25 protein-coding genes are annotated in these 24,383 nt (G+C 50.0%); 16 read left to right on the forward strand and 9 right to left on the reverse strand.

Annotated elements, in window-relative coordinates:
* Positions 1-53: 53 nt before the first annotated feature.
* On the reverse strand, positions 54-2,651 hold the full coding sequence (gene acnB / locus ABGI61_RS04110; protein WP_347597294.1) for a bifunctional aconitate hydratase 2/2-methylisocitrate dehydratase: 2,598 nt from the start codon (positions 2,649-2,651) through the stop codon (positions 54-56).
* A gap of 450 nt (positions 2,652-3,101) precedes the next feature.
* Entirely contained in the window at positions 3,102-5,186 is a 2,085-nt protein-coding gene (locus ABGI61_RS04115) for a M13 family metallopeptidase (protein ID WP_347597297.1), read from the reverse strand.
* Positions 5,187-5,334: 148 nt separating this feature from the next.
* Between ABGI61_RS04115 and ABGI61_RS04120 the strand changes: the two genes are divergently transcribed.
* Genes ABGI61_RS04120 through ABGI61_RS04130 form a run of 3 tightly spaced genes read left to right on the forward strand, consistent with a single transcriptional unit; the run spans position 5,335 to position 7,818 of the window.
* Positions 5,335-6,297, forward strand: a complete 963-nt coding sequence (locus ABGI61_RS04120) for a DUF2157 domain-containing protein (RefSeq protein WP_347597299.1) — start codon at positions 5,335-5,337, stop codon at positions 6,295-6,297.
* The gene (locus ABGI61_RS04125) at positions 6,287-7,327 is read left to right on the forward strand and encodes a DUF4401 domain-containing protein (RefSeq protein WP_347597302.1); all 1,041 of its coding nucleotides are present in this window, start codon (positions 6,287-6,289) and stop codon (positions 7,325-7,327) included. The genes ABGI61_RS04120 and ABGI61_RS04125 overlap by 11 nt, the downstream gene beginning before the upstream one ends.
* A complete protein-coding gene (locus tag ABGI61_RS04130; RefSeq protein ID WP_347597305.1) occupies positions 7,324-7,818 on the forward strand; it encodes a GDYXXLXY domain-containing protein in 495 nt (164 codons plus the stop codon). The genes ABGI61_RS04125 and ABGI61_RS04130 overlap by 4 nt, the downstream gene beginning before the upstream one ends.
* Here ABGI61_RS04130 and ABGI61_RS04135 read toward each other — a convergent pair.
* Entirely contained in the window at positions 7,815-9,317 is a 1,503-nt protein-coding gene (locus ABGI61_RS04135) for a DUF3612 domain-containing protein (RefSeq protein ID WP_347597308.1), read from the reverse strand. The genes ABGI61_RS04130 and ABGI61_RS04135 overlap by 4 nt on opposite strands.
* Before the next feature lie 126 nt (positions 9,318-9,443).
* Between ABGI61_RS04135 and ABGI61_RS04140 the strand changes: the two genes are divergently transcribed.
* The 7 genes from ABGI61_RS04140 (at position 9,444) to ABGI61_RS04170 (ending at position 13,827) form a co-directional block, all read left to right on the forward strand.
* Entirely contained in the window at positions 9,444-9,959 is a 516-nt protein-coding gene (locus ABGI61_RS04140) for an aldolase/citrate lyase/malate synthase family protein (RefSeq protein WP_347597311.1), read from the forward strand.
* 131 nt (positions 9,960-10,090) lie between these two features.
* A complete protein-coding gene (locus ABGI61_RS04145; RefSeq protein WP_347597314.1) occupies positions 10,091-10,591 on the forward strand; it encodes an LURP-one-related/scramblase family protein in 501 nt (166 codons plus the stop codon).
* Between the two features lie 90 nt (positions 10,592-10,681).
* Positions 10,682-11,053: a VOC family protein gene (locus tag ABGI61_RS04150; RefSeq protein ID WP_347597317.1), complete on the forward strand. Its 372-nt coding sequence runs from the start codon at positions 10,682-10,684 to the stop codon at positions 11,051-11,053.
* 6 nt (positions 11,054-11,059) lie between these two features.
* Entirely contained in the window at positions 11,060-11,758 is a 699-nt protein-coding gene (locus tag ABGI61_RS04155) for a cupin domain-containing protein (protein WP_347597320.1), read from the forward strand.
* Positions 11,755-12,009 carry a TIGR03643 family protein gene (locus ABGI61_RS04160; RefSeq protein ID WP_347597323.1) on the forward strand — a complete coding sequence of 85 codons (255 nt, stop codon included), beginning with the start codon at positions 11,755-11,757 and terminating at the stop codon, positions 12,007-12,009. The genes ABGI61_RS04155 and ABGI61_RS04160 overlap by 4 nt, the downstream gene beginning before the upstream one ends.
* Before the next feature lie 119 nt (positions 12,010-12,128).
* Positions 12,129-13,040, forward strand: coding sequence for a citrulline utilization hydrolase CtlX (gene ctlX, locus ABGI61_RS04165; protein ID WP_347597326.1), 912 nt, complete (start codon positions 12,129-12,131; stop codon positions 13,038-13,040).
* Between the two features lie 100 nt (positions 13,041-13,140).
* Positions 13,141-13,827 carry a hypothetical protein gene (locus ABGI61_RS04170; RefSeq protein ID WP_347597329.1) on the forward strand — a complete coding sequence of 229 codons (687 nt, stop codon included), beginning with the start codon at positions 13,141-13,143 and terminating at the stop codon, positions 13,825-13,827.
* Positions 13,828-13,846: 19 nt separating this feature from the next.
* On the opposite strand, the gene ABGI61_RS04175 is transcribed toward ABGI61_RS04170, so the two are convergent.
* Positions 13,847-15,070: a nuclease-related domain-containing protein gene (locus ABGI61_RS04175; protein ID WP_347597332.1), complete on the reverse strand. Its 1,224-nt coding sequence runs from the start codon at positions 15,068-15,070 to the stop codon at positions 13,847-13,849.
* A gap of 263 nt (positions 15,071-15,333) precedes the next feature.
* Between ABGI61_RS04175 and ABGI61_RS04180 the strand changes: the two genes are divergently transcribed.
* The 4 genes from ABGI61_RS04180 to ABGI61_RS04195 all read left to right on the forward strand — a co-directional run bounded on the left by ABGI61_RS04180 (position 15,334) and on the right by ABGI61_RS04195 (position 17,489).
* Positions 15,334-15,555 carry a hypothetical protein gene (locus tag ABGI61_RS04180; protein ID WP_347597335.1) on the forward strand — a complete coding sequence of 74 codons (222 nt, stop codon included), beginning with the start codon at positions 15,334-15,336 and terminating at the stop codon, positions 15,553-15,555.
* Positions 15,556-15,674: 119 nt separating this feature from the next.
* Positions 15,675-16,388 carry a PepSY domain-containing protein gene (locus ABGI61_RS04185; RefSeq protein ID WP_347597338.1) on the forward strand — a complete coding sequence of 238 codons (714 nt, stop codon included), beginning with the start codon at positions 15,675-15,677 and terminating at the stop codon, positions 16,386-16,388.
* Between the two features lie 51 nt (positions 16,389-16,439).
* Positions 16,440-17,234, forward strand: coding sequence for an acyl-CoA thioesterase (locus ABGI61_RS04190; protein ID WP_347597341.1), 795 nt, complete (start codon positions 16,440-16,442; stop codon positions 17,232-17,234).
* Positions 17,235-17,243: 9 nt separating this feature from the next.
* Complete coding sequence (locus ABGI61_RS04195) at positions 17,244-17,489, forward strand: Rho-binding antiterminator (protein WP_347597344.1); 246 nt, start codon at positions 17,244-17,246, stop codon at positions 17,487-17,489.
* Between the two features lie 68 nt (positions 17,490-17,557).
* Here ABGI61_RS04195 and ABGI61_RS04200 read toward each other — a convergent pair whose 3' ends face one another.
* Complete coding sequence (locus ABGI61_RS04200) at positions 17,558-19,369, reverse strand: hypothetical protein (RefSeq protein WP_347597347.1); 1,812 nt, start codon at positions 19,367-19,369, stop codon at positions 17,558-17,560.
* Positions 19,370-19,682: 313 nt separating this feature from the next.
* On the opposite strand from ABGI61_RS04200, the gene ABGI61_RS04205 reads away from it, so the two are divergent.
* A complete protein-coding gene (locus tag ABGI61_RS04205; protein ID WP_347597350.1) occupies positions 19,683-20,516 on the forward strand; it encodes a hypothetical protein in 834 nt (277 codons plus the stop codon).
* Positions 20,513-21,064 (forward strand): DUF6843 domain-containing protein, encoded by a 552-nt coding sequence (locus ABGI61_RS04210; protein ID WP_347597352.1) that lies wholly within the window; start codon positions 20,513-20,515, stop codon positions 21,062-21,064. The genes ABGI61_RS04205 and ABGI61_RS04210 overlap by 4 nt, the downstream gene beginning before the upstream one ends.
* Positions 21,065-21,254: 190 nt before the next feature.
* On the opposite strand, the gene ABGI61_RS04215 is transcribed toward ABGI61_RS04210, so the two are convergent.
* From ABGI61_RS04215 to lpdA, 4 genes are all read right to left on the reverse strand, one after another.
* The gene (locus tag ABGI61_RS04215; protein WP_347597354.1) at positions 21,255-21,806 is read right to left on the reverse strand and encodes a hypothetical protein; all 552 of its coding nucleotides are present in this window, start codon (positions 21,804-21,806) and stop codon (positions 21,255-21,257) included.
* Positions 21,807-21,862: 56 nt separating this feature from the next.
* Positions 21,863-22,186, reverse strand: a complete 324-nt coding sequence (locus ABGI61_RS04220) for a T6SS amidase immunity protein Tai4 family protein (protein WP_347597356.1) — start codon at positions 22,184-22,186, stop codon at positions 21,863-21,865.
* Between the two features lie 113 nt (positions 22,187-22,299).
* Positions 22,300-22,839, reverse strand: coding sequence for a hypothetical protein (locus ABGI61_RS04225; RefSeq protein ID WP_347597359.1), 540 nt, complete (start codon positions 22,837-22,839; stop codon positions 22,300-22,302).
* A 69-nt stretch (positions 22,840-22,908) separates the two neighbouring features.
* Positions 22,909-24,321: a dihydrolipoyl dehydrogenase gene (gene lpdA, locus ABGI61_RS04230; protein ID WP_347597362.1), complete on the reverse strand. Its 1,413-nt coding sequence runs from the start codon at positions 24,319-24,321 to the stop codon at positions 22,909-22,911.
* Positions 24,322-24,383: the final 62 nt, after the last annotated feature.

Here is a 24,383-nt window from a genome sequence, read left to right on the forward strand (position 1 = left end):
CGCGAGCAGAAAAAAGGCCTGCAAAAGCAGGCCTTTAGCACCACAGGGGTTGATTAAACCGCTTGCTGGATAATCACGTTATCCGCTTTTTTAGTGTACTGCGGCATTTTGTGGAAGTTCAGGTAACGGTAAGTATCGGCAGCAGTGGCGTCGATTTGCTTAGCGTAATCCATATACTCCGCTACCGTTGGCAGTTTACCAATAATAGACGCAACGGCTGCCAGCTCAGCTGAGGCTAAGTACACGTTAGCGCCCTGACCTAAACGGTTCGGGAAGTTACGGGTAGAGGTAGACACTACCGTTGACTTCTCGGCGACGCGTGCCTGGTTACCCATACACAGTGAACAGCCTGGCATCTCAGTGCGGGCACCCACTTTACCGAAAATGCTGTAATAGCCTTCTTCAGTTAACTGTGCCTGGTCCATCTTAGTTGGCGGGGCAATCCACAGACGGGTGGGCAGCTGGCCTTTGTATTTATCCAGTAACTTACCTGCCGCGCGGAAGTGACCGATGTTAGTCATACAAGAACCAATGAACACTTCATCAATCTTGTCACCAGCCACTTCAGACAGTAAACGGGCATCATCCGGATCGTTTGGTGCACACAGTACCGGCTCTTTAATATCTGCCAGGTCGATTTCAATCACTTCAGTGTATTCGGCATCGGCATCAGCTGACATCAGCTGAGGATCTTTCAGCCAGGCTTGCATGGCGTTGATACGACGCTCGATAGTACGTACATCACCGTAGCCTTCAGCGATCATCCACTTAAGCATCACGATGTTAGATTCAAGATACTCAGCGATAGACTCTTTTGACAGCTTGATGGTACAGCCAGCCGCTGAACGCTCGGCTGATGCGTCTGATAATTCAAACGCCTGCTCAACCGTTAAGTTTGGTAAGCCTTCGATTTCCAGGATACGGCCAGAGAAGATGTTCTTCTTACCTTTCTTATCAACCGTTAATAAGCCTTTCTGGATCGCAACATATGGAATAGCGTGTACTAAGTCGCGCAGGGTGATACCTGGCTGCATTTCGCCTTTAAAGCGCACCAGTACCGACTCTGGCATATCCAGTGGCATAACACCGGTTGCTGCAGCAAAAGCGACCAGGCCAGAACCGGCCGGGAAGGAAATACCAATAGGGAAACGGGTATGCGAGTCACCACCGGTACCCACGGTATCAGGCAGTAACATACGGTTTAACCAGCTGTGGATAATACCATCGCCCGGACGCAGTGAGACACCGCCACGGTTCATGATGAAATCTGGCAGCGTATGGTGGGTGTCAACATCAACCGGCTTCGGATAGGCCGCGGTGTGACAGAATGACTGCATGGTTAAATCGGCAGAGAAACCTAAACAGGCCAAATCTTTTAACTCATCACGCGTCATTGGACCCGTAGTATCCTGAGAACCTACAGTGGTCATCTTCGGCTCACAGTAAGTACCCGGGCGAACACCTTTCACGCCACAGGCCTTACCCACCATTTTCTGCGCCAGCGTGAAGCCTTTGCCAGAATCGGCTTTTGGCTTAGGACGACGGAATTTGTCTGAATGACCCAGACCTAAGAACTCACGGGCACGGTCTGTTAAGCCACGACCGATGATTAACGGGATACGGCCACCGGCGCGCACTTCGTCAATTAATACATCGGTTGCCAGGCTGAATTCTGCCAGCACTTCGCTTGAACCATGACGCACGATTTTGCCTTCAAATGGCAGAATGTCGATCACATCGCCCATTTCCAGCTTAGATACGTCAACTTCGATTGGCAGGGCACCTGAGTCTTCCATGGTGTTGAAGAAGATTGGGGCGATTTTGCCACCTAATACGAAACCACCGCCGCGCTTGTTTGGCACGTATGGAATGTCATCACCCATAAACCACAGCACGGAGTTCGTCGCGGATTTACGTGATGAACCGGTACCTACTACGTCACCGACATAGGCCAGTGGGTAACCTTTTTTGTTCAGCTCTTCCAACTGTTTGATTGGGCCAACCGTACCTGGCTGATCTGGCTTAATACCGTCGCGGTCGTTTTTCAGCATGGCTAAGGCATGCAGTGGAATGTCAGGGCGTGACCAGGCATCCGGGGCTGGTGATAAATCGTCAGTGTTGGTTTCACCTGATACTTTGAACACGGTAACAGTGATTTTTTCTGCCAGTGCAGGCTTGGCTTCAAACCACTCGGCATCAGCCCAGCTTTGCAGCACTTGTTTAGCGTGCTTATTGCCGGCATCGGCTTTTTCGGTCACATCGTGGAAGGCATCGAAAATCAGTAACGTATGCGACAAGGCTTTGGCAGCGATAGGCGCCAGCTTTTCATTGTCTAACAGGCTGATCAGCGGCTCGATATTGTAGCCACCCATCATGGTGCCTAACAGTTCAGTCGCACGCTCGGCACTGATTAAGCTGCAGCTGGTTTCGCCTTTAGCTAACGCGGCTAGGAAACCGGCTTTAACGTAAGCGGCTTCATCTACACCTGGTGGTACGCGATTAACTAATAAGTCGACCAGCGTGTCTTCTTCACCTTTTGGCGGGTTCTTTAACAGTTCAACTAAAGCGGCTACCTGCTCGGCATTGAGCGGCTTTGGTGGGATACCTTGCGCGGCGCGCTCGGCCACATGTTCGCGATATTGTTGTAGCACAGTATGATCCTCTTGGTCGTTGGCTGCAGCCTTGCCACTGCAGCGTCATTCTTAGAATGAATGGGCGTAATTATATGAAAATTCGGGCCAGAATGACATCAGGCTCTTAACCACCCAACTTATAGTGGTTATAAATATGGTGAATACAAAACCCAGAGTTATATATTCTTTGTTATAGTGGTCAGACCTCGCCTCACCCATCAGAGGTTGGAATCCCGAACTGGGCGTCACAGAGTGTCTGAGCCCTGCCGTAGGCTGGCGACAAATTCGTCCGGAACGAATTTGAACAGCTTTAGCTGGCCTCTGGTGTCGGGCAGGATAGACCGACATAGTTCTGTGCGCGCCAGGGCGGGAATTGCAACCGGCGGGTTGAGCTGATTTACAAATATAAAAGGCTGAGTGGTTTTCCACTCAGCCTGTGCAGTGTAGCAGATTTTTATTACCCGGCGATTACCAGATCTTAACGCGCTGCTCCGGCGGCAAGTACATCGCATCACCTTCTTTGATATCAAAAGCGGTATAGAACTGCGGGATGTTCGGCAGCACACCGATAACACGATAATGCGCCGGTGAATGCGGCCCCGTGCTTAACTGACGACGCAGTGCTTCTTCACGGAACTTGGTACGCCACACTTGCGCCCAGCTGATAAAGAACCGCTGCTCGCCGGTAAAGCCATCCATTACCGGCGCTGCTTTACCATCTAACGATAACTGATAAGCTTTTAACGCAACTGTCATACCGCCTAAGTCACCAATGTTCTCGCCCAGCGCTACCGCACCGTTCACGTTAACACCTGGCAGTGGCTCAAACTTATTGTACTGACCAATCAGCTTAGCACCGCGGGCCTGGAATTGGCCTTTATCCTGCTCAGTCCACCAGTTACGCAGGTTGCCGTCACCATCGTACTTCGCGCCCTGATCATCAAAGCCGTGGCCGATTTCGTGGCCGATAACGCCACCAATGCCGCCGTAGTTTACGGCGTCGTCTGCGTCCATGTTAAAGAACGGCGGCTGTAAAATAGCGGCCGGGAACACGATTTCGTTGTTTACCGGGTTGTAGTAGGCGTTAACGGTTTGCGGCGTCATAAACCATTCGCTCTTGTCGATGGGCTTACCCAGCTTAGCCACCATTTCATCGTAACCCCAGTGGCTGGCGCGCACGAAGTTACCTACCAGATCATCGGCTTTAATCTCCAGGCTGCTGTAGTCTTTCCACTTATCCGGGTAACCAATTTTTGGCGTAAACTTGCTCAGTTTTTCCTGCGCCGCTTTCTTGGTGTCTTCGGTCATCCACTCCAGCTCGTTAATCGAGATTTCGTAGGCTTTAATCAGGTTAGCCACCAACTCTTCCATCCGCGCCTTGGCTTCTGGTTTAAAGTGACGCTCAACATACAGTTTGCCGGTCAGCTCGCCCAATACCTGATCAGAGGCATCTACTGCGCGTTTCCAACGCGGCTGCTGCTCCTGAATACCGCTTAACGTCGTACCGTAGAAGGCAAAGCGGCGGTCGGCAAAGTTGCTGCTTAGCTTGTCTGCATAGCCATGAATGGTTTTCAGGCTTAAATAATCCTGCCAGCTCTGTAAGTCAGTAGCCTCAAGCACTTTAGCAAAGCCTTCGAAGTAGCTTGGCTGGCGCACAATAATGTCGCTTACGCCGTCAAGCTTGACGCCCTGAGCAAAGGCCGCCCAGTCAAAACTGCCCAGGCTGGCGTTTAAATCGGCCGCGGACATTTTGTTGTAGGTTTTGTCGGCGTTACGGCTTTCCAAACGTGTCCAGTGATGCTCGGCCAGCGCTTTTTCCAGTGCAAATACACGCTGAGCAGCGGCTTCTGCATCAGCGTAACCTGCCAGGCTGAACATATCTTTTAGATATTCCTGATAGGCCGTGAGGATTTTTTGTGACGCCTCGTCATCTTTGAAGTAGTAATCACGATCTGGCAGACCTAAGCCACTCTGGCCTAAATATACTGCATACTCGGTAGAATTCTTCGCGTCGTTATTCACAAACCAGCCAAATGGAATGCCTACGCCGTCGCGCTGCAACCGGGCAAACAAGGCCGGTAGCTGGCCTTTGTCGCTAATGGCTTTAATGGCATCAAGTTGCGGCGTCAGCGGGCTTAAACCCAGTTTTTCAATGGTGGCTTCGTCCATAAAGCTGTTGTAGAAGCTACCCAGTTTCTGCTCATCTGAGCCTGGCTTTAAATCAGTACGGGCTGATACTTCATCAATGATCGCTTTCACGGCTTGTTGCGAGTTATCGGCCAGAATATGGAACGAGCCATAAGAGGCTTTATCGGCCGGGATTTCGGTTTCTGCCAGCCATTTACCGTTAATGGCCAGGAAGAAATCTTCAGAGAATTTTACCGCCGGGTCAAAGTACTGGGTATCCACGCCAGACACCAGTGGCGCCTTGGCAACAGCAGCCGGCGCTTCGCTTTGTGCTGCAGTTTGGGTTTGGGTGGTATCCTGTTTGTTACATGCCGTCAGGCCAAGCGCCAGCGCCACAGAGGCGGCAGCAAGGGTGAGTTTTTTCATTATCGTTATCCTGATTGTGTTATCGGGGTTTAGCCACACCATACTACGCTGTTGCAGGCCTTAACCCAAACTACCCTAGCGATGAAGTTGTAACAAGTTATAAAAACGCTATGATGCTAATAACTTAACGCAACCATTACAGGCGTTTATGTCTTCTTTACCTAAGGCCGATCAGCTGCTGCAATGGGCAGAGCAGCAGCAACTGAGTCCACAGCAGCTGAAACAGGCCCCACTAACACTAAACGCCAGCGTTGATGACTGGCTGGCATTCGCTAACAAACTACTGCTATTTGTCGCTGGCTTATTGCTGTTTGCTGCGCTGGTGTTCTTCTTTGCCTATAACTGGCCGCTGATGCACCACCTTAGCAAGCTGGCGCTGGCTGGCAGTGCCGTGCTGATAACAGCTGTAGTAGCAATACGAAGTACAGCAGACAGCGCAATACAACGCGCGGCGCTTTTTGGCGGCAGCCTGTTAACCGGGGCCTTGCTGGCACTCATTGGCCAGGTTTACCAAACCGGCGCCGATATCTGGCAGCTATTCGCCGCCTGGGCGGCATTAATTACGCCTTTGGTACTGCTGAGTAAAAGCCGCGCCAGCTACTTGCTGTGGTTTATCATTATAGAGCTGGCGTTGTGGCGCTATCTGGACAACCGCTCACGCTTCTGGTTGCTGGACAGTGCCCAGATGCTGTCACTGTTTTGCTTGCTTAATCTGTTACTGCTGCTGTTTGCCGAATTTGCCTTACCACGGTTGGGCGTGCGCCAGCATAAGCCCCTGTGCTGGCTTGCAGGTCTGGCACTACTACTCCCTTTGTCCATAGGCGCTATTATGGGTGTCTGGGAAGCAGAATATCGCATCAATTTAATATGTTACATAATGCTAGCCGGTGTAATGGCATTGTGGTATTTCCGCTTACAGCGCGATTTACTGATCTTTGCGCTGCTGCTGTTTAGCGCTATTACGGTTAGTACGGTGCTGTTGGCACGGTTGATGGGTGGTGCAGATGGCTTTTTTCTGTTTAACCTGCTGGCACTGTACGTTATTGCCTGTAGCGCCGGCGCAACCCTGTGGTTAAAGCGCTTATTACGGGAGGCGCAACATGGCGCCTAACCACAGTTTACTCACTCAGCTACAACAAACTGGTGCCATTGACGCGGAGCAAGCACAGCGTTTGATGCAACAAGGTAGCCCCTGGTGGTTACAGCTGTTATTGGGCATTGCCGCCTGGATAGCGTCAATCCTGATTATCAGCTCCTTTCTTGGCCCATTACTGGCACTGGCAGATAACGACCTGGTGCGCTTGTTTGCCGCAGCAATCTTGCTGGGTTCGGCATTGTGGTTGGCGACAAAAACACATGACTTTGTCCAGCAGATGTCAGTGGCCATTGCCCTCGCCGGACAGGGCTTGCTGGTGTATACCCTGTATGAGCTCAGCGGCCATAATGACCAAGTACCCCGTTACGCCTGTGCACTGATTACCCTGGCATTGCTGTTTAGCCCGCTAAACCCACTGCATCAGCGGGTCAGTTTAACCATTGCTGCCCTTTGTTTGTTATCACTGGTGCAATCTGCCCCACTGCTGGCCCTTATTAGCGCGCTATTGTGTGTGCTGTCAGTTTGGCTGTGGTGCAACCGGCCGCGCTGGGCGGTATTAGGCTACGCCGGGCGAATTAAAAGCCTGTTGGAAATTGCTACCCTCTCGGCGTTGGGGCTGAGTCTGCTGGGGCAATGCTTACCGCTATTTGATAGCAGTCACTGGCTGGGCAATCAGCTTGCGCTGGCACAAGCACTATACAGTGCACTTGCCAGCATCATACTGATTAGCACAGTGTTTTGGTTAAGTCGTCTGGCCACAGTGCCCAGCCGGCTGGTGCTACTTAGCCTAACCACCGTAATCTGTATTTTGCTTTATCCGGCGTCGGCTTTGCTTGCCGCTACTGCGCTGTTACTGGCGTGTTTTTATGGCTGCAGCCAACGCTGGGCGGCATTGTGTTTGCTAAGTATGCTGTTTGCGCTGAGCCAGTTTTATTACAGCCTGCAGTTAAGTTTGCTGCATAAATCTGGCTTGCTAGCGTTATCCGGCCTGTTGGTGCTGACGGCCTGGCTGCTGCTTAAACGTTATCAGCGGAGGTTGGTATGAAGGTGCGTCTGCAACAAGTCGCGATAGCCGCCGCTATGCTATTGATCTTAAGCGCCAGCGCCTTAACAGTATGGCGTTTTGAGCAAACTCTGGCCAACGGGCAAACTGTCATATTGAAACTGGCGCCAGTCGATCCGCGCTCTATTATGCAGGGTGACTATATGGCGCTGGCCTTTGCCATTGACCGTGAACTACCGGATGATGCTGGCCAGTATCGTTACGCCTGGCTTACTGTGACAGAAACAGGGGTTGGCGCTTTGCATAGCCTGAGCAATACCTTACCCAGTCAGGCGGGTGTTATTGCCCTGTTGCTGCGCCAACGTGATGGCATCACCAGTGTCGGGCCGAATGCGTTTTTCTTTACTGAGGGCAGTGCCATCGTTTACGAGCAAGCACGCTATGGTCTGTTTAAAGTAGATAGCAGCGGCAAAGCGCTGCTGAGCGGCTTGCTGGATGAAAACCTGCACTTATTGGGTGAGAATTTACGCTAACCATTACACTGATAACAACTGGGCTGCCGCGGGCAACTATTACCGCGGGCACAAATCAGTTGCGCCGGTTTTTGTAAGCTGCGTGCCACCCAGTTAATATTCAGAATATTCGCCACACTGGTCAGGGCCGTTTGTATGGTTTTTGGCACCTTAGCTCCGCCACTGCTGCCGACACAAAGCTGCTTAAGCTCCGCCGCCATACTGTCAGCATCTACCCCCTGCGCCAGCAGCGCCGGGTTTAAATCGATACCGGCACACAGCACATGATTATTACCGGCCAGATCGCTGACTTTGGTCGACTCACAGCAATAAATACGCGGCGCACCGTTTACATCCAACAAGGATAACTGCGCACTGCTGGCCACACCATCGACATCAAACATGCGAAACACTGCCCAGTGCTGGCAAGGGTCTTCCACTTTGCGCATATTACCCCATGGCAGTGGTATGCCATTGCCACGATACACCGCTTTAAGTTTACCCGGCGTATAAGCATCAAAGTAATGCCAGTGGGTGTAAGGCGAAACGGCCGTCATGCGCCGCATCGCTACCGAGGCCGACACCCCGGCTTGCTGATGGCTACTGATCTCATAGCCGCTGCGGTCTAATAACTGGCGAAACGGCAACTTAGGGCACAGCAGTGCGCCAGCAAAAAAGCTTGATTCAAAATCGCGCCAGGCATGCAGAATGTCCTGCGGCTGCACCGCAGTAGAATGCGATAACTCATCATCATGCGCACCGCCCACCGTCATGCTACTTTTTACGCCGTCTTTGTTGTGCAGCACGCTATGGCCAATATGCACCGCCAGCTCATACTTTAACCGCGTCGGAAACGCCTTTAACAAAGTGTTCAGATGTAAGGTGTTGGGCGGCGTAAAAAACGAGGTCGCGACATTTTTTGATAACACACCCAGTTCATCCAACAGCTCTTTCGGTGCTTCGTCAAACCAGCTTATTTTTAGCCCCAGTTGTTTGGTAATGGCTAACAGCTCATCGACACTAAGCGGCATTCGCTTCTGGCCCACCTCTTCGGCGGCGCGCTCCAGCTCGGGAAAATGGTTTTGGTGATGCTCCTGATGTGCCCGAATGAGCAGCTGGGCAAACTGCTTACCGCTGGTGCCGGTTTGCGACAACATCTCCGGTATGGCAATTTGCAAAATGTCATTGGAGAATAGAAAGCCCGGCTCGAGAGCCATACCGCTGATGCCGCCGCGGCTGCCTTTTTCTGGCGTTAAGTCTTCACCGGCGTCTTCACCATCTAAAAACCAGTCCAGATCTTTTTGAAATACTTCGGCGATCACTTCCAGCATTTCAATGCCGGGCGTGCGTTTGCCGCGCTCGATCATCGACAGATAGGACACCGACGGCGCGTATTCCGGGTTTACCCGAATGCAGCGGGTCGATAAATCTTCCATGGTTAAGTTATTGCGTTTTCTCAGATTTCTGATCTTAGTGCCGAGAAAATGCGACTTACGTAACAGGCTTTTACTGTTTTTCATTTTGTAAAATTCACACTGTAAAATTTTTATTGTGAAATTATGCTGATTTTTAGCCTAGACTAGTTTTTAACCGATGGCAATACAAGCTACACACTGTACCTGATAACAAGAGACGAGGATGACATCATGACAACACTGGCCCAACAACACAGCAGCCCATCACAGAGCCCAACTGCCTGGATGGCGACCGAGCTTAGCGTGATTAACGAGCTGAATCAGCGCCATGTTAAGCAGGTGATGGATTACTCTAAAGGCTTTTTAGATAAAACCTTTCCACTGCAGCAAGGCTCGCACAAAGATGTGTGCAGCTATGTGGTTTACTACCAGCAGCTGCTGGCGTTTTTTGCTGACGGCACAACCAGCGGTTTACAAAACCCGGCGCAGTTTGTTGCGCTTAGCGGCCACCGCGAAGCACCTAATTCTATTGTGCTAAATAATAACGGTCGCCATGTAGAGCTGATTTTAAACCGCAGCGGTATCAATGGCTGCCAGGACAAAGCCAGCATTGATGATATTCAGCTGCAAACGTCAGAGCCGGATTGCACCTGGTTTAGTATGATTAGCGGCCGTCAGGTAAGCTGTGCCCACAAAGGCAATAAACAATTTACCTGCAAAGATGGCTTGCCCTACCCACTGGCGTAAGCAACAACGTAGCGGCAGTCAAACAAACTGCCGCTCGGCCTTATCACGACATACCCGGTTACATTTTCTGTATTGTGTTTGGTGATGGCTAATTTAGTATCAGCTCTAACGTTAATTAGCTGTTAGCCAATATGAAATACCGCATTAAGCAAAAAATCTTCAGCCTGACCGACAGCTTTACTATTGAAGATGAGCAGGGCCGTATTGCCTTCACGGTTAAAGGCAAGGTGTTTAGCTTATCCAGCAGCCAAACCCTGTTCGACCATAACGGCAGTGAGCTATTAAAGATAAAACGGAAGTACCTTACGCTGCTGCCCGCCTGCCGGTTACTTAACCGCGACGGCAGCGAGTGGCTGATCCGCAAAAAGTTTTGGCCGTTCTGGACCAGCCGCTTTAGCATCACTACGCCACAAGGCCAGGTTGAAATGACCGGCAATTTTTGGCAACACGAATATGAAATTCGCCAGCACGGCAAGCTGATGGCCAGCATTTCAAAAAAGTGGTTCAGTTGGTCTGACAGCTATGGTGTCGATATCTATGCGCCGCAGTGGACAACACAATTACTGGCAGCGGTTATTGTCATTGACCGTATTCAGCACAGCGATAAAAACTCCACGTTCGGCGATGATTAAGCTTTTATTTAAATTTTCATTGCACCAAAGCCCGGCCCGACGCGTATAGTGCGGGCATATGCGTTTTTACTTAATTAATGGAGCTTAACCATGATCAGTTACGTTACTCTGGGTGTGAACAATTTAACTGCAGCCAAAGCCTTTTACGGCGAATTATTGGGCGAGCTGGGCGGCAAAAACCTGTTGGATATGGGCCGTATTGCCTTTTTTGGTAAAAGCATGGCACAGCCGATGCTGGCAGTGTGCGAGCCTTTTAACAAAGAGCCAGCGCATCCGGGTAACGGCAATATGGTGTCGTTTCAGCCGGGCAGCAAAGACAAAGTCGATGCGCTGTACCGCAAGGCTATAGCACTGGGGGCAACCTGTGATGGTGCACCGGGTCAGCGCATTGAAAACACGTTTTACGGCGCTTACGTTAAAGATGCCGACGGCAACAAGCTGTGCTTCTGCCACTTTGGTTAAGCTGGCATGCAAGTAAACAGTGACTTTTCGCGCCGGGTGGTAGTACTGCCTGGCGAATACAAGTTTGTCGATTCGCCACTTGCCGGTGTCAGCCGCATGATGCTAGACCGCTCAGGTGACGAGGTAGCGCGGGCCACCAGTATAGTGCGCTATGCGCCTGGCAGCGGTTACAGTAGCCACACCCATGACGGCGGTGAAGAGATCCTGGTCTTAGAGGGGGTGTTTAGCGACGAGCACGGCGATTACCCGGCCGGTAGCTATTTACGTAACCCACCAGGCACTTCGCATAAGCCTTTTTCCAAAAATGGCTGTACCTTGCTGGTAAAACTCTGGCAGTTTGCCGCTGACGATAGCAAGCAGCTGGTTATCGATACCCGAAACCAAAGCTGGCGTCAGGGCCTGGTACCCGGTTTGTCTGTGATGCCGCTGCACGAGCACAATGGTGTTAGCACCGCCCTGGTACGCTGGGCAGCCAATACCCAATTTAACCGCCATATCCATGTGGGCGGCGAGGAAATTCTGGTGCTTGAAGGCCTGTTTCGTGATGAGCACGGCGAATACCCGGCTGGCAGCTGGCTGCGAAACCCGCGCTACAGCGAACATACCCCTTTTACCGGGCCGGAAGGCGCGCTGATTTATGTCAAAGTGGGCCATATGGATGCCGGTCTACTGGGCGATAAATTTATTAAACCGGTAAGCGCATGACAGCCTCTTTTAGTGAAAGCGAGCTGTCGCGCATTATCGAGATGGCCTGGGAAGACAGAACCCCGTTTGAAGCCATCGAAAAGCTGTATGGGTTAAATGAAGCCGCGGTGATAAAGCTGATGCGGCGTGAACTTAAGCCATCATCATTTAAAATGTGGCGTGCCAGAGTGCATGGCCGCGCCAGCAAGCACTTACAGCTGCGCCACCCGGATATCAGCCGCGCCTATTGCCCTACGCAATATAAACGCTAATCAGACCAGACACAGTGCCTGGCTCGCTATACAGCCTTAAACAGCAGCGCTATAGTGTGCGCCGGCGCAGCTAAGCTGGTGCCTACCCAATAATAATAACCCTACATAAAGCTATAAAAATGAACGCAAAAGCCATTACCCCAAGCCAGATTGTCATGATCCGGCCGCACCACTTTAAGTCTAACCCCGACACCCTGGCCGACAATACCTTTCAGGTTGCTGCCGGTGGTCAACAGCTAAGTTCGCTGGCTTACCAGCAGGTCAGCGCTGCAGCGGATGCGCTCAGTGCAGCGGGCGTCACCGTGCATTTATTTGAAGATACCGGCACTACAACGCCAGACTCAGTGTTTCCGAATAACTGGTTTAGCACGCACTGCACTGGCGAGTTGGTAACCTACCCTATGTATATCCCGAACCGGCGGCTGGAGGTACGTAGCGATATTACCGACTTTATCAAACTGCACTATAAAGTAAGCCGCCACCTTGATCTGACAGGTGAAGCTGCGCAAGGCCGTTTTCTAGAAGGTACCGGCTCTATGGTGCTGGACCAGCAAGCGGGCATTGCTTATGCAGTGGCCTCTAAACGCACCGATGCTACGCTGTTTAACCAGTTTTGCCAGACACTGGGCTATCAGGCTGTATTATTTGATGCCTTCGATGCAGCAGGCCAAGCGGTATATCACACCAATGTATTAATGTGCCTAGCCGAGCAGTTTGTGCTGATAGGTTTAGATATGGTGCCCCAGACACAGCACGCCATGTTACTGGCGCATTTTGCCGCCAGCGGTAAAACGCTGATCCGGCTTAGTCAGCAGCAGATCAACCAGTTTTGTGGCAATGCTATTGAGCTTAAGGGCAAAAATGGCAACCTGCTGGCGCTGTCGGCCACCGCCTTTGCTGCACTAACCACAAAGCAAAAAGCCCTGATTGAGCAAAGTGCCACTCTGCTACCGCTTGATGTCAGCAGTATTGAAAGCGCCGGTGGTTCACTGCGCTGCATGATTGCCGGCCTGCACCTGCAACCGCGCTAACCGGGCTTAACACTTAACTTCAAATTGGTTGCAATCAATTACACTTTGGCCAGCGCCGCCGCACTAAGCTTGTTGCATTTCCCAAGCAAGGAGCAACAGTATGTTTTTTCGTGCATCGGTGCTGGCAGGTTGCGTGTTGCTGCTTAGCGGCTGCAACAACGACGCCAACACGCTAAACGGCCAATATTACAATTTCAGCCAAAGCACCCAACAGTGGCAAGCTGGCTTTGCCGACTATGACAGCGACAATGCCGAGATCTACGAGTTAGACAGCGGCCTGCGTGACTTACCCGCCGGTTTTACTGGCAAAGGCTTTTATCTGGCCGGCATGAACCGCAGTGACGATTTATTTATGTTCATCAGCCGGCAAATCACCGGCCTTGAGCCCTCCAGCCGTTATCAGCTGTCGGTCGCGGTGCAGCTGCTGACAAACGCCGGTGCGGGCTGTGTTGGTATTGGCGGTGCGCCCGGCGAAGCGGTTTATCTGAAATTTGGCTATGCCGAACAGCAACCGGCGCAAGATGGCTATTATTTAAATGTCGACAAAGGCCAGCAGAGCCAGGATGGCAGCCATGGCCGGGTTATCGGCGACATTGCCGCTAACGGCCTAAGCTGCGATGGTTTGGGTTTTGCCAGCAAAACCGTAGTAGGCGCCGGGCGCACACCTCTGCAATTTACCAGCAACAGTGATGGCAGTATCTGGGTATTTATTGGCACCGACTCTGGCTTTGAAGGGCTAACCCGGCTGTATTATCAGCAGGTAGAGCTGTACCTTACCAAGCTTTAATCTATTACAGGATCGGGCCTTAGCCGGTGCTGGCCTGCTTAAGCACAGCCGCAAAGCGTTGCAGTTGCTCGTCAGTTAAGCACGGCTGGGTAAAGCTTTTAATAAAAGCGGCCACGCCGTCGACATAACAGACATTTGCCGGCATCGCCGACTCAAAACTCGCCACCCGGTTAAACGCCACCACCGAGTGCAACTGCTCGGTGGCATCGTAAGCGCTAAGCTGCAACAAGTTACGCACCGCTTCGGTGTTCTTAAAGTTCTGATGCAGCGGGTTCATTAACTGGCTTTTGCGGCCAAAATACTGCCTTACCCAGTTTGCCTGGGTTTCACTGCCCCAAATGCGGCCACGATCACTTTTTACCAGGATGACGAAAATACCAAAGGGGCTGAGTACCAGGTGATCAACCACCACCGGCTCATCTTTACTGGTAAGCAATTTCAGTTTACGAAAGTGCTGATACTGCGCCGGTAAGCGCCAGCGTAGCAGCCGGTTTAGCTTATACTCTGCAAACACCCCTTTAAAACCGGGTAAGTTAAGGCCAAACCAGGACGTAATTAAAAACACCAGCAGTAACAACGCCACCAAATTGGCCGCTATCAGCGGAATACTGGTCAGTATGCGCATCAATAACGTCTCAGTGCTCTGGCGCGCTATTGGCGAATCAGTGCTGGCGGGTACCACTGTTGGCGCCGGTGTCGGCATGGCTTGTGCAGCACCGGTATGGGGTGCTGACTCTGCCGTTTGGTGAGTATCGCCGGGATTTTCAGCAGCCACGGGGGCAGTAGCCACAGTTTCAGTATCCACCCTTGTGGTCTCAGCCTTCGCCTCAGTTGGCACTATGATATCCGTGCCAGGCTGCTGCTCTGCGGCAGTCTGCGAGGTGGCATCATGAGCAGCTGTTTGCGGCTGTGCTGCCTGCAGTGTTGTTGACTGTGCTATTGGCTGTGCTGGCAGGTTTGGTTTTGCGGCTTCGCGCGCTTGCGCTGTAGGTGCTGGCGCGGTCTGCACCGGCGCTGTTACCACTGGCTTGGCCACCGGCAGCTTAGCGGGTTGTACCACTGGCTGGCAATATAAATCGTACTCGCGTTTGGCGTTGCGGTAGTTACTGCTCTGTTTTTGCTGGCTAAAGCGGTCTATTTGCTGCAGCAGCAAAATACAGGCGCCCTCGCTTAAACGCTGCTGGGCAAACAGCAGCGGCGACAATAACAAGAGTAATAAACAACTTAGTCCTACAACGCGCATTGGTCATCCCTGAAATAAACTGACCCTATGCTAGCAGCAACCGCAAAAATATACAGCCAAAAATGTTAACAGCAAGCCTGTTTGGCCGCCATTTGCGGTTAGGGTTTTCACCAATAAATCGTTAATTTCACCAAGTTAGGCGGGAAAATAATGCTCCCACAAATAGGATTCAATATAAGTTAATGATTTTAAATAAAATAAATAATGGCACAGCAATTGATTGTCAGATAGTCATTACCGTCACTGTTATAAAGGACATCAATATGACCAGAACAATCGCCATCGTATTATTAATTATTGTCGGCATTTACTGCCTGCCCACTGTACTGGCCATACTGGCCGCGGCCTTTGGTATTGCCATGGGTATTTTTGGCGCCATTTTGGGCGTAGCCATCAGCCTGGCAGTTACCGTATTGCCGGTTATTATTGTCGGTTATTTAATTTGGTGGCTTATTCGCGACAACCGCCGTAGCCGCCAGTACTAGTTACGCATGCAGTTCACTCACCCAACAAAGCGGCATTTTGCCGCTTTGTATTTTGCCGCTTTACTTTCGCTGACGATTTCTGGTGTTATAAGCAGATTATGCTAAAGAGATAATCTGTTATGTTCAAAAGCTGTCGCCGCCTGCACAACTGGCTGGGGCTGATTCTTGCCGTGCAAATCTTGTTGTGGTTTTTAAGTGGCCTGGTGATGGCCATCTTGCCAATTGAACAAGTGCGCGGCGAACATTTACGCCAGCAGCCCAGTGTTAACTGGCAGCAGGCTCAGGTAAGCCCGGCTTTAGTGCTGAAACAGCATAGCCTTGAGGCACAACTAAGCTTTAGCCAGCAGCTTAGCTTAAGCCAACAGCAGCAACTCACCGCCATACCGGTGTATGTGGTCGATGATGCCGCCAAGCAGTATCGTTACAGCAGTGCTGATGGCAGGTTGCTCACATCGCTGTCTGAGCAGCAAATCGCCCAACTGGCACAAGCGCAATATATTGGTGATGCTGCACTCAGTAGCATCACACTGCTACAACAAGCCCCTGCCGAAGTACGCCATTTACCCACGCCATTGTGGCAGCTGCAGTTTAACGACAGTGACAACACGCATTTTTATCTCGACCCTGCCACCGGCGCCGTGCTTAGGGTGCGCACCGACAGCTGGCGCTGGTTCGACTTTTTTTGGATGCTGCATATTATGGATTACGACACCCGCAGCAACTTTAATAACCCGCTGCTTATCACCACCGCTGGCGCGTCCTTGCTGTTTACCCTCACCGGCATTTTGCTGCTCTGGCAGCGCTACCGGCCAAGGCGTAAGCTAGCCATCTAAGTAGCGCCACAGTGCTGATACAATACCGCCAAACAAAATCGAGATACGACTATGCATTTTTTTCAGGTAATACAGCAATTTGGCGCAGATAAGCCAGATACCATGGCCATTGACGTACCCGCTGGTTGGGGCCAGGGCCGGGCGGTCTTTGGTGGTATGGCCGCGGCGCTGGCAATGGCGCACTTACTGCCGGTAATACCACAAAACATGCCACTGCGCTCGGTGTCAGTCTCCTTCGTTGCACCGTTAAACGCCGGGCCAGCGGCCGTACAACGGCGCATTCTGCGCCAGGGCAAATCGGTTATACAAGCGCAGGTAGACATAGTGCAAGACAACCAGGTCGCCCTGGTGCTGCTGGCCAGTTTTGGTGCCGCCCGCCCGTCGGCCCACCAGCTGAGTGCCGATACCGCGCCACAGTGGCAAACCGACAACAGTCTGACACTGCCAAAACAAGGCCCGGTACCCGAATTTACCACCCACTTTGATTACCGCATTGCCCACGGACAGCTGCCCTTCAGCGCCAGCCCGCTACGCCAACTGGGCGGTGACATTCGCATGGCCGGCAACGAGAGCAAACAAGCCGGCATACTGGAGCTACTGGCACTGGTAGACGCCTGGCCTCCGGTTAGCCTAACCTTACTTAACCAACCAGCACCGGCCAGCTCACTGACATGGACTATCGAATTTATCGCGCATGATTTACCCTTTAGCAATACCGACTGGTGGCGCTACCTGGCCGAGATTGACTACGGTGCTGATGGCTATCACCATATTTCTGCCAAGCTGTGGCAACCCGATGGCAAGCTGGCCGCCATCAGCCGGCAAACCGTGACCGTATTCGCTTAGGAGGCAGCTATGCTTAAGTGCGACTTACATGACTATATTGAAATTGTCTGTCTGTACCACTACCCGCTTAAGCTCACACTAAGCTCAGGCGCCGTGCTCACCGGCACGGCACTCACCACCCGCTACAACGATCAGCGACAGGAATGTTTAGTTATCCAGCAGCATCAAGCCAAGCAGCAAGTGCTGCTGGAAGACATCGCGCTATTGGAAGTCACGGTGCAAAACCCGCATTTGCAGCAGGTGCGGTTTAATTAAATCCGATGCTGATTGAGGATTGTATAAAGGCCGCCTTAGCAGCCTTCACTAGATATTGTTAGAACCTTTTAATAGGCTGGAAGCTCGATGCGATACAATTTATCGTTCTCTTCAGGCGCTGATGAATTTTCATATATATATAGCGAATCACCAGCACTATTAAAAAACGTCCTGACAGAGGGATACAATACTCTTTGCAACATGCTGTGCTTTTGTTCAGACCAACCAAATTCATCCATCAAAGCAAGTGTTCTAGAATCATAACGCTGAATAATTAAACTACAGTATTGCTTTATAGGGTTGCAGTGATCATTATCTTTTGGATGTAAAACCAAGACAAAATTCTGCAATACCTCATTATATGCAACAGAATTAATTGTGTGCGTTTCCGGCAGTGGGAGAAGAGTTTTTGTATTAAACTCATTCGACGGAACATCACTCAAAGTAAATACTTCACCACACGACGTGAGCAAGTGATTACCAAGCAGTTTGCTTATCATGTTGCACGGGGCTGCACTATCAATTGGCTTCGATGTGTATATTTCTGTAGGTTCGGAGCCAGCAACAGACCAGCGGCTAACCAGTATTTCGTCAGCATTATAGAATGAATACAGGTCGCCCGAATTTTCATTTACCACTGTTGTCTGATCCACATGTAGTCTGCCATTCTCAGGCACTGCGGCTGAGTTGATGACGTAACGATAAGGCGAGATACTATCGTTACTTTGAAAATAGACAGCATCGTTATAGAAACTCATTGCCGTAATTGTAAAATCTGAATTAAAACTATCGGTTAAACCAACTTCATTACCTGCCCATTTATATATATTGTGCTGATATTGCATACCAGTAGCGGTCAGCTCACTGTCGGTTACGACAAGATAACCAGCCCCTGATTTTGCGTTGTAAAGATCACCTTCGATAGTTTGCTCAGTAACGGTTTTGGTATCCAGCTCAAAGCTCACCAGCGTGTGTTCGCCATTTTCTGTGCGATAGCCGATAAAAATGTCATTGCTGGCAAACAAATGGTTTTCCAGGCGGATGTTGAATTTCGAAGGCAGCACCTGCTCTACCACATTCAGCTCAGGATAACTTTTAAACGGTTCACCCAGCTGATTATAAGCAACGGCGATTTGCTTCTCCCCATCCTTAACCGGGAAATCACAAAAACGGTCATAGCAAAAACGCATTGAAACATCACCACTGTGCAGCTCGTTGGTCAAATACGCTTGATTGGCAAACCTCAGATTTAACTGGTAAGTATCAGCACTGCCCTCTTTTAACCTGAGTGATGCTTCATATATCAAAGCTTCATCAAACCCTGTCAGCTCACTATGCAAAGGCTCTGTGCTGGTATTATTTATTTTAAACTCGGTTGTTGACTCTAACCAAGCCGCATCCCCGGCTTCTGCGGAAGAGAAAGTCAGCTGCTCAGGGACATCATCAACATCGGCAGGATTAAAATTAAGATTAATAGTTAACTGGGCAGGCGCCCCTTTGAAGGCTTTAGTGCAATCTTCAGAACAGGCATGCAAAGTAGCAGGTAGCGCTAATCGGGTTGGCGCGTTGCGATCCACAGACGGATAACCCCAATGAACAAATAACAAGGCATACACTTTGCCATCTTCAACACTGATATCTGTTCCTGTTATTACCGGATGCTGCACCTGCAAATCAAACGAAGCATGGTTTAAACTATTGTATTTATAATTGGTAGTACCAATCAGCAGCTTAACATTCTGCCTAACCAGCATGTCTCCATTAACGGTAATGACGGGGTTGGTCAGCTGTAGTGCCAGCTCATCGTCTGAGCTATTACCGCCAGAGCAGCCAAACAATACAGGCATAAAACAACTCAGCAAGCCTAATTTCCATCTCATACAAAATTCCTGTGCAATATCCTTTTCTGCGGCTATTGGTAGTTATTAGGTTTTACCATACGGCACGCGCTAAGAGTGGTACAAAAAAGCAGCGTAATATACCTTAACGACTACATAACGAACACAATATTTTTTCAAAATAAACGTATAAAATTATGTTTAAAATCAGCCCCCATAAATAACCTCAAGCTAGACCGACCGATGCAACAGTATCTGCCCAGGCTTCTGAGTAAACGTTTTCATAGACAAAATTCCCGCACAGCTGTAAATTACAACTAATTTACATTTTAGCTACCTAAAAAGGGACTTGATCATGCTAAATCGGTCTGTAGCGAGCCTTGCCGAGTATAAATTTAACATTCGCTCATTCCATCCGGAAAAGACCTTTGGCTGGAGCGGTATGATGTTTGAGGGTGATAATCGTGGTTTCTCATTGCAGTCCAGCGGCACTGGTGCGGTGACTTCCCGAATTTGGCACATATTCCAACTCAACACTCATAACTCATCCTATGCGCAAACAACACGCTCTGATCCGTCAAAGGCACCATGGAGCGATAAAACAGAAGACTATCAGGGTGAACTTGCGCCGCGACATGAATTACGGGAATTTAATGGCACTTCACCACGGCAATATGTAAAGCACTTTTCGGTTACAGGTCATTATTGGGGCGTTAATCATGCTATGCCGCTATCAAAACAGATGCAAAGATCTGTCGGCACATCATATGTGCCCCGTTTAGACGTGAAATATCAAATTAAAATGGACATCGATCGGCTTAACCACCACATCGATTTAGTGGTGTATATCACTGGCGATGGTTTTCCAAACTGCGAAGCCTTCATTACGGATCCAAGTGGACAGAAAATTTTTATCGGCGTACACGTAAGAAAAGGGGCGGCTCCGGTCACACTAGCATTAAATTTGGACTATCCAATGATTGTCTGTGCATTACGCATACCTATTGATGTCCATGGCAATTTTATGGAAACTGTCGGTGATGAACTGGCCCGGCGCGCCAGCCACAGCAGCACATTACGGTACCAAAACATAAACAGCTGGAACCATAAATTTTTGGCCATGAACCCAAATGATCGCCGCTGTATGGTGGTTGAAAACTTTTCGCTGGATGGATGTTTCAACCGATGAAAACAATTTTTGCCTTATCTGATATCAAAAGCATTTTTCTGTGTAGCGTTGCCGCGGTACTACTTAGCTACTCTCTAACCGCCTGCAGCGAGACAGTGCAACAACGCGAGGCTGAACATTACATACTGCCGGCTAAATATGTTGGCGCCTTCTATGTGATATTTGCGCAATCCCGCGGTGAACCGTTGCAATATCAAGGTGATGCCCGCCAATACCAGATCCCGGCAAACGGCGTACTGTTAACACAAGGTAACATTAGCGAAGGTGTTATTGCCACGGACAAACTGCGCTTCTTCCGCCAGGACACGCCAGAGCAGCTTACTGAGATCACCGCGCGTTGGTTAACCAGCATAGATCCAGAGCAAGCGTATCAAGACAATACAACCTACATTTTTGGCGGCGGGCCGGGAGTTTACAGCAGTTCAGCGCTAGGTTGCGACATCCACTTTCGCGGCTTTCATATCGGCACAAAAAGCCAAATTCTGGACGAGGTAAACCACTTTGATATTGAAAGCTTTATTCAGAAGAATGCACTAAGTTGTGATTGATCCGAAAAACCACACCACAGATCTACAGGCTGCTTTTGTCGTTTGGTTCATACTCAAGATCCGCTGTTAGGTAACTAGCAGCAAAGTCATGTTAATTGCATATGCAGATAATTTGCGCGTATTTTACTAAGCACCAAACTGCTGCATATGCAGTTTGCGCAGCACCGGGTTTAACAGATGCTAAACGTGTTTATTGGTCGCAGCTACCTATCGGGATCGGGCGGCTTAGCGTGTTAGCCTCGCCATCAAGCTGCTGTGTAATCACCAGTTGATCACCACTCTGCTGAAAGCTAAACTGCTCCAGCCAGTCTTCCCGGCTAATCGGCACCAGGGTGTAAAAGCCATATTTACCGCGGCACAGGTAGGAAAAATAATGATAGGTTTTGCCCATCGCCCCGGTATCCGCAGTATAAAGTTGAATATTGCCGTTGTGGCGGTAAAAACCTGATTTATCACCCAGCAGCAGATACAGCAAACACACCAGCGCCAGCATACAGGCATGCAACACCCCAAGGGCTATCACAATTCCTTTTACATACCTCATCGCACCGGCTATAGGTGATTTCAGCAACAGCACCAGGCCAATAATAGTAAGCAGCAACTTTACCGGTATAAGGTATACACTGGCTTTGTACATCAAAGCCGGGCTGTGCCATTGAAGGCCAAACACATTACCCAGAAATAAGCTGTCTACCAGCGGTATTAAAATGCACAACAAGGCGGCAGTAAGACGTTTCGGCATTAATCTAAAGCTCTGTTTGATGAAGGCTTGTTACAGGGTAACCGATTTAGGTCGATTCATTGTTGATTTTTAAGCGCTTCGCCTTGAGCCCGAAAGATCTCAGTTACTTGTTCCGACTCAGCAAGATCGATGCATTTCATCAGGTTATTTTGTTTACCCGCTTGGGTGGCATAATCTTTTTGCAGCCACTGCTGTATTGGCGCAATCAACTCTTCATAGGCCTCAAGCGGCATATCGCCAAACTCGCGATAGCCATTTAACGCACTTACTGCCTGGTCGTAAATTTCACCTTGAGGAAATGCGGTGGCTAAACAGCTGGCCTGCGCATAATGCTGAAACAGCTTTAACTCGCTTTGCTGCTTAAATGCCATCTCAGCCATAACGCCGCTTGAAATGAAAACACCGATAAAAATAACCAAAGCCTGTTTATTCCGCGCGGCGGTTATATTCCGTTTTAGGAATAACAGCTTGGCGAGCTTTTTTCTCATCACAATCAGTTTTGCGCCGGTACTAAGATGTTTAGGCCATGATCAGTTTCAAGAAACGATTTAATACCCTGTTCCAGTTGCTTTTGCACAGCGTAATGCTGTTCTACTACCTGTGCAGGTACGCAAGCGCTGGTCATGTGAAAGCTATCTGTTGGCGTAACGTCCAGCATTGATACTGCTAAGCCGTCTTTCGATACTAATAAAGTATCGCTTTTAAGAGTGCTGCCAAGCCTGGTTTTTCGATTAACGAACAGTGATTTAAAACTTAGATCGCTTGTGGCCGGGTGTGAAACCACCAGAACCTCGGTATCTGCAAGCTTCTCCAGCTCAACATAGGTATCCAGATGTTGTGGCGTCACGCTGGTAAACATCACAGAGCTAAATGAGCGTTCGGGTTCATTTGCTGATGGTAGTCTGCGGTATTCGTTATCTGAAATCTTTTTATACTCTGCAGGGATAAACCACTGACAGCCAAGATAAGGATAATTGGTTGCTGATGTGCTGCAGGCTGAAATTAACAATACAACGGCTAGTACTCTCTTCATGGCGTAATAACCTTAATTACAACAAAGGCCGCGATGCGGCCTTTGTACTAAACACTTAACGTAGAAAAATTACTTCTTCTTCGCTTTAGGGTTTGGCAGGTCGGTGATTGAACCTTCGTAAATCTCTGCCGCTAAACCGATAGACTCGTTCAGTGTTGGGTGAGCATGGATGGTTAACGCGATATCTTCTGCGTCTGCACCCATCTCTACCGCTAAGCAGATTTCACCCAGCATTTCACCGGCGTTGATACCGACAATAGCGCCACCCAGAATACGGTGGGTTTCTTTGTCGAAAATCAGCTTGGTGAAGCCTTCAGTGCGGGCTGAGGCGATAGCACGGCCAGACGCTGCCCATGGGAAGGTGGCGGTTTCTACTTTTAAGCCCTGCTCTTTCGCTTCTTTCTCAGTTACCCCTACCCAGGCCATTTCCGGATCGGTATAAGCCACTGATGGGATGCAACGTGGGTCGAAGAAATGCTTCAGGCCAGAGATCACCTCGGCCGCTACGTGGCCTTCGTGTACCGCTTTGTGCGCTAACATTGGCTGGCCGATAACGTCACCGATAGCGTAAATGTGTGGCACGTTGGTGCGTAGTTGCTTATCTACATTGATAAAGCCGCGCTCGTCTACGTTAACACCGGCTTTGGCGGCATCTAACAACGCGCCATTTGGCTTACGGCCAACGGCAACCAGGATTTTGTCGTAACGAACTGGATTTGCCGGCGCGTTTTTGCCTTCAAACGTGACATACAGGCCGTCTTTTTTCGCTTCAACTGCCGTTACCTTGGTAGACAGCATGATGTTGAAGTTTTTGCTGTTGTACTTAGTGTAGGCTTTTACGATGTCGGCATCGGCTGCTGGCACTAACTGATCCGCAAATTCTACTACCGATACTTTTGAACCCAGCGCACGGTATACAGTACCCATTTCCAGGCCGATGATACCGCCACCTAATACCAGCATTTCGCCAGGGATGTCTTTTAATTCCAGTGCGCCGGTTGAATCGATAACACGTGGGTCATCTTTTGGAATAAACGGCAGTGCTACTGGCTCTGAACCTGCGGCGATAATGGCGTGTTCAAAGGTAATTTTGGTGTCGCCAACCTGTAAGGTATTGGCGCCGGTAAATTTACCGTAGCCGTTTACAACCTTCACTTTACGCATTTTGGCCATACCGCCCAGGCCGTTGGTCAGCTGACCGATAACCTTGTCTTTCCAATCGCGGATTTTATCTAAATCGATTTTCGGCTCACCAAAGGTCACGCCGTGTGATGCCATCTCGCGGGCATCGTCAATCACTTTAGCAACGTGTAATAAGGCTTTTGACGGAATACAACCTACGTTTAAGCACACGCCACCTAAGGTGCTGCGGGCTTCAACCAGGGTAACTTCTAAACCTAAATCTGCTGCACGGAAGGCTGCAGAGTAACCGCCAGGGCCGGCGCCCAGCACCACTACTTGGGTTTTGATTTCGTTGCTCATCGTATTACCTTTCATTATCGGACCGATTTTCCAACAGCCCGCTGTAGGGTAAGGCTGTCAGG

It is taken from the genome of Rheinheimera fenheensis, from assembly GCF_039871805.1.
Lineage (GTDB): Bacteria > Pseudomonadota > Gammaproteobacteria > Enterobacterales > Alteromonadaceae > Alishewanella > Alishewanella fenheensis.

Coding starts and splice junctions, on each gene's coding strand:
- ABGI61_RS04115 (WP_347597297.1), bottom strand. CDS start 5,186: ATGAAAAAACTCACCCTTGCTGCCGCCTCTGTGGCGCTGGCGCTTGGC.
- ABGI61_RS04120 (WP_347597299.1), top strand. CDS start 5,335: ATGTCTTCTTTACCTAAGGCCGATCAGCTGCTGCAATGGGCAGAGCAG.
- ABGI61_RS04125 (WP_347597302.1), top strand. CDS start 6,287: ATGGCGCCTAACCACAGTTTACTCACTCAGCTACAACAAACTGGTGCC.
- ABGI61_RS04130 (WP_347597305.1), top strand. CDS start 7,324: ATGAAGGTGCGTCTGCAACAAGTCGCGATAGCCGCCGCTATGCTATTG.
- ABGI61_RS04135 (WP_347597308.1), bottom strand. CDS start 9,317: ATGAAAAACAGTAAAAGCCTGTTACGTAAGTCGCATTTTCTCGGCACT.
- ABGI61_RS04140 (WP_347597311.1), top strand. CDS start 9,444: ATGACAACACTGGCCCAACAACACAGCAGCCCATCACAGAGCCCAACT.
- ABGI61_RS04145 (WP_347597314.1), top strand. CDS start 10,091: ATGAAATACCGCATTAAGCAAAAAATCTTCAGCCTGACCGACAGCTTT.
- ABGI61_RS04150 (WP_347597317.1), top strand. CDS start 10,682: ATGATCAGTTACGTTACTCTGGGTGTGAACAATTTAACTGCAGCCAAA.
- ABGI61_RS04155 (WP_347597320.1), top strand. CDS start 11,060: ATGCAAGTAAACAGTGACTTTTCGCGCCGGGTGGTAGTACTGCCTGGC.
- ABGI61_RS04160 (WP_347597323.1), top strand. CDS start 11,755: ATGACAGCCTCTTTTAGTGAAAGCGAGCTGTCGCGCATTATCGAGATG.
- ctlX (WP_347597326.1), top strand. CDS start 12,129: ATGAACGCAAAAGCCATTACCCCAAGCCAGATTGTCATGATCCGGCCG.
- ABGI61_RS04170 (WP_347597329.1), top strand. CDS start 13,141: ATGTTTTTTCGTGCATCGGTGCTGGCAGGTTGCGTGTTGCTGCTTAGC.
- ABGI61_RS04175 (WP_347597332.1), bottom strand. CDS start 15,070: ATGCGCGTTGTAGGACTAAGTTGTTTATTACTCTTGTTATTGTCGCCG.
- ABGI61_RS04180 (WP_347597335.1), top strand. CDS start 15,334: ATGACCAGAACAATCGCCATCGTATTATTAATTATTGTCGGCATTTAC.
- ABGI61_RS04185 (WP_347597338.1), top strand. CDS start 15,675: ATGTTCAAAAGCTGTCGCCGCCTGCACAACTGGCTGGGGCTGATTCTT.
- ABGI61_RS04190 (WP_347597341.1), top strand. CDS start 16,440: ATGCATTTTTTTCAGGTAATACAGCAATTTGGCGCAGATAAGCCAGAT.
- ABGI61_RS04195 (WP_347597344.1), top strand. CDS start 17,244: ATGCTTAAGTGCGACTTACATGACTATATTGAAATTGTCTGTCTGTAC.
- ABGI61_RS04200 (WP_347597347.1), bottom strand. CDS start 19,369: ATGAGATGGAAATTAGGCTTGCTGAGTTGTTTTATGCCTGTATTGTTT.
- ABGI61_RS04205 (WP_347597350.1), top strand. CDS start 19,683: ATGCTAAATCGGTCTGTAGCGAGCCTTGCCGAGTATAAATTTAACATT.
- ABGI61_RS04210 (WP_347597352.1), top strand. CDS start 20,513: ATGAAAACAATTTTTGCCTTATCTGATATCAAAAGCATTTTTCTGTGT.
- ABGI61_RS04215 (WP_347597354.1), bottom strand. CDS start 21,806: ATGCCGAAACGTCTTACTGCCGCCTTGTTGTGCATTTTAATACCGCTG.
- ABGI61_RS04220 (WP_347597356.1), bottom strand. CDS start 22,186: ATGGCTGAGATGGCATTTAAGCAGCAAAGCGAGTTAAAGCTGTTTCAG.
- ABGI61_RS04225 (WP_347597359.1), bottom strand. CDS start 22,839: ATGAAGAGAGTACTAGCCGTTGTATTGTTAATTTCAGCCTGCAGCACA.
- lpdA (WP_347597362.1), bottom strand. CDS start 24,321: ATGAGCAACGAAATCAAAACCCAAGTAGTGGTGCTGGGCGCCGGCCCT.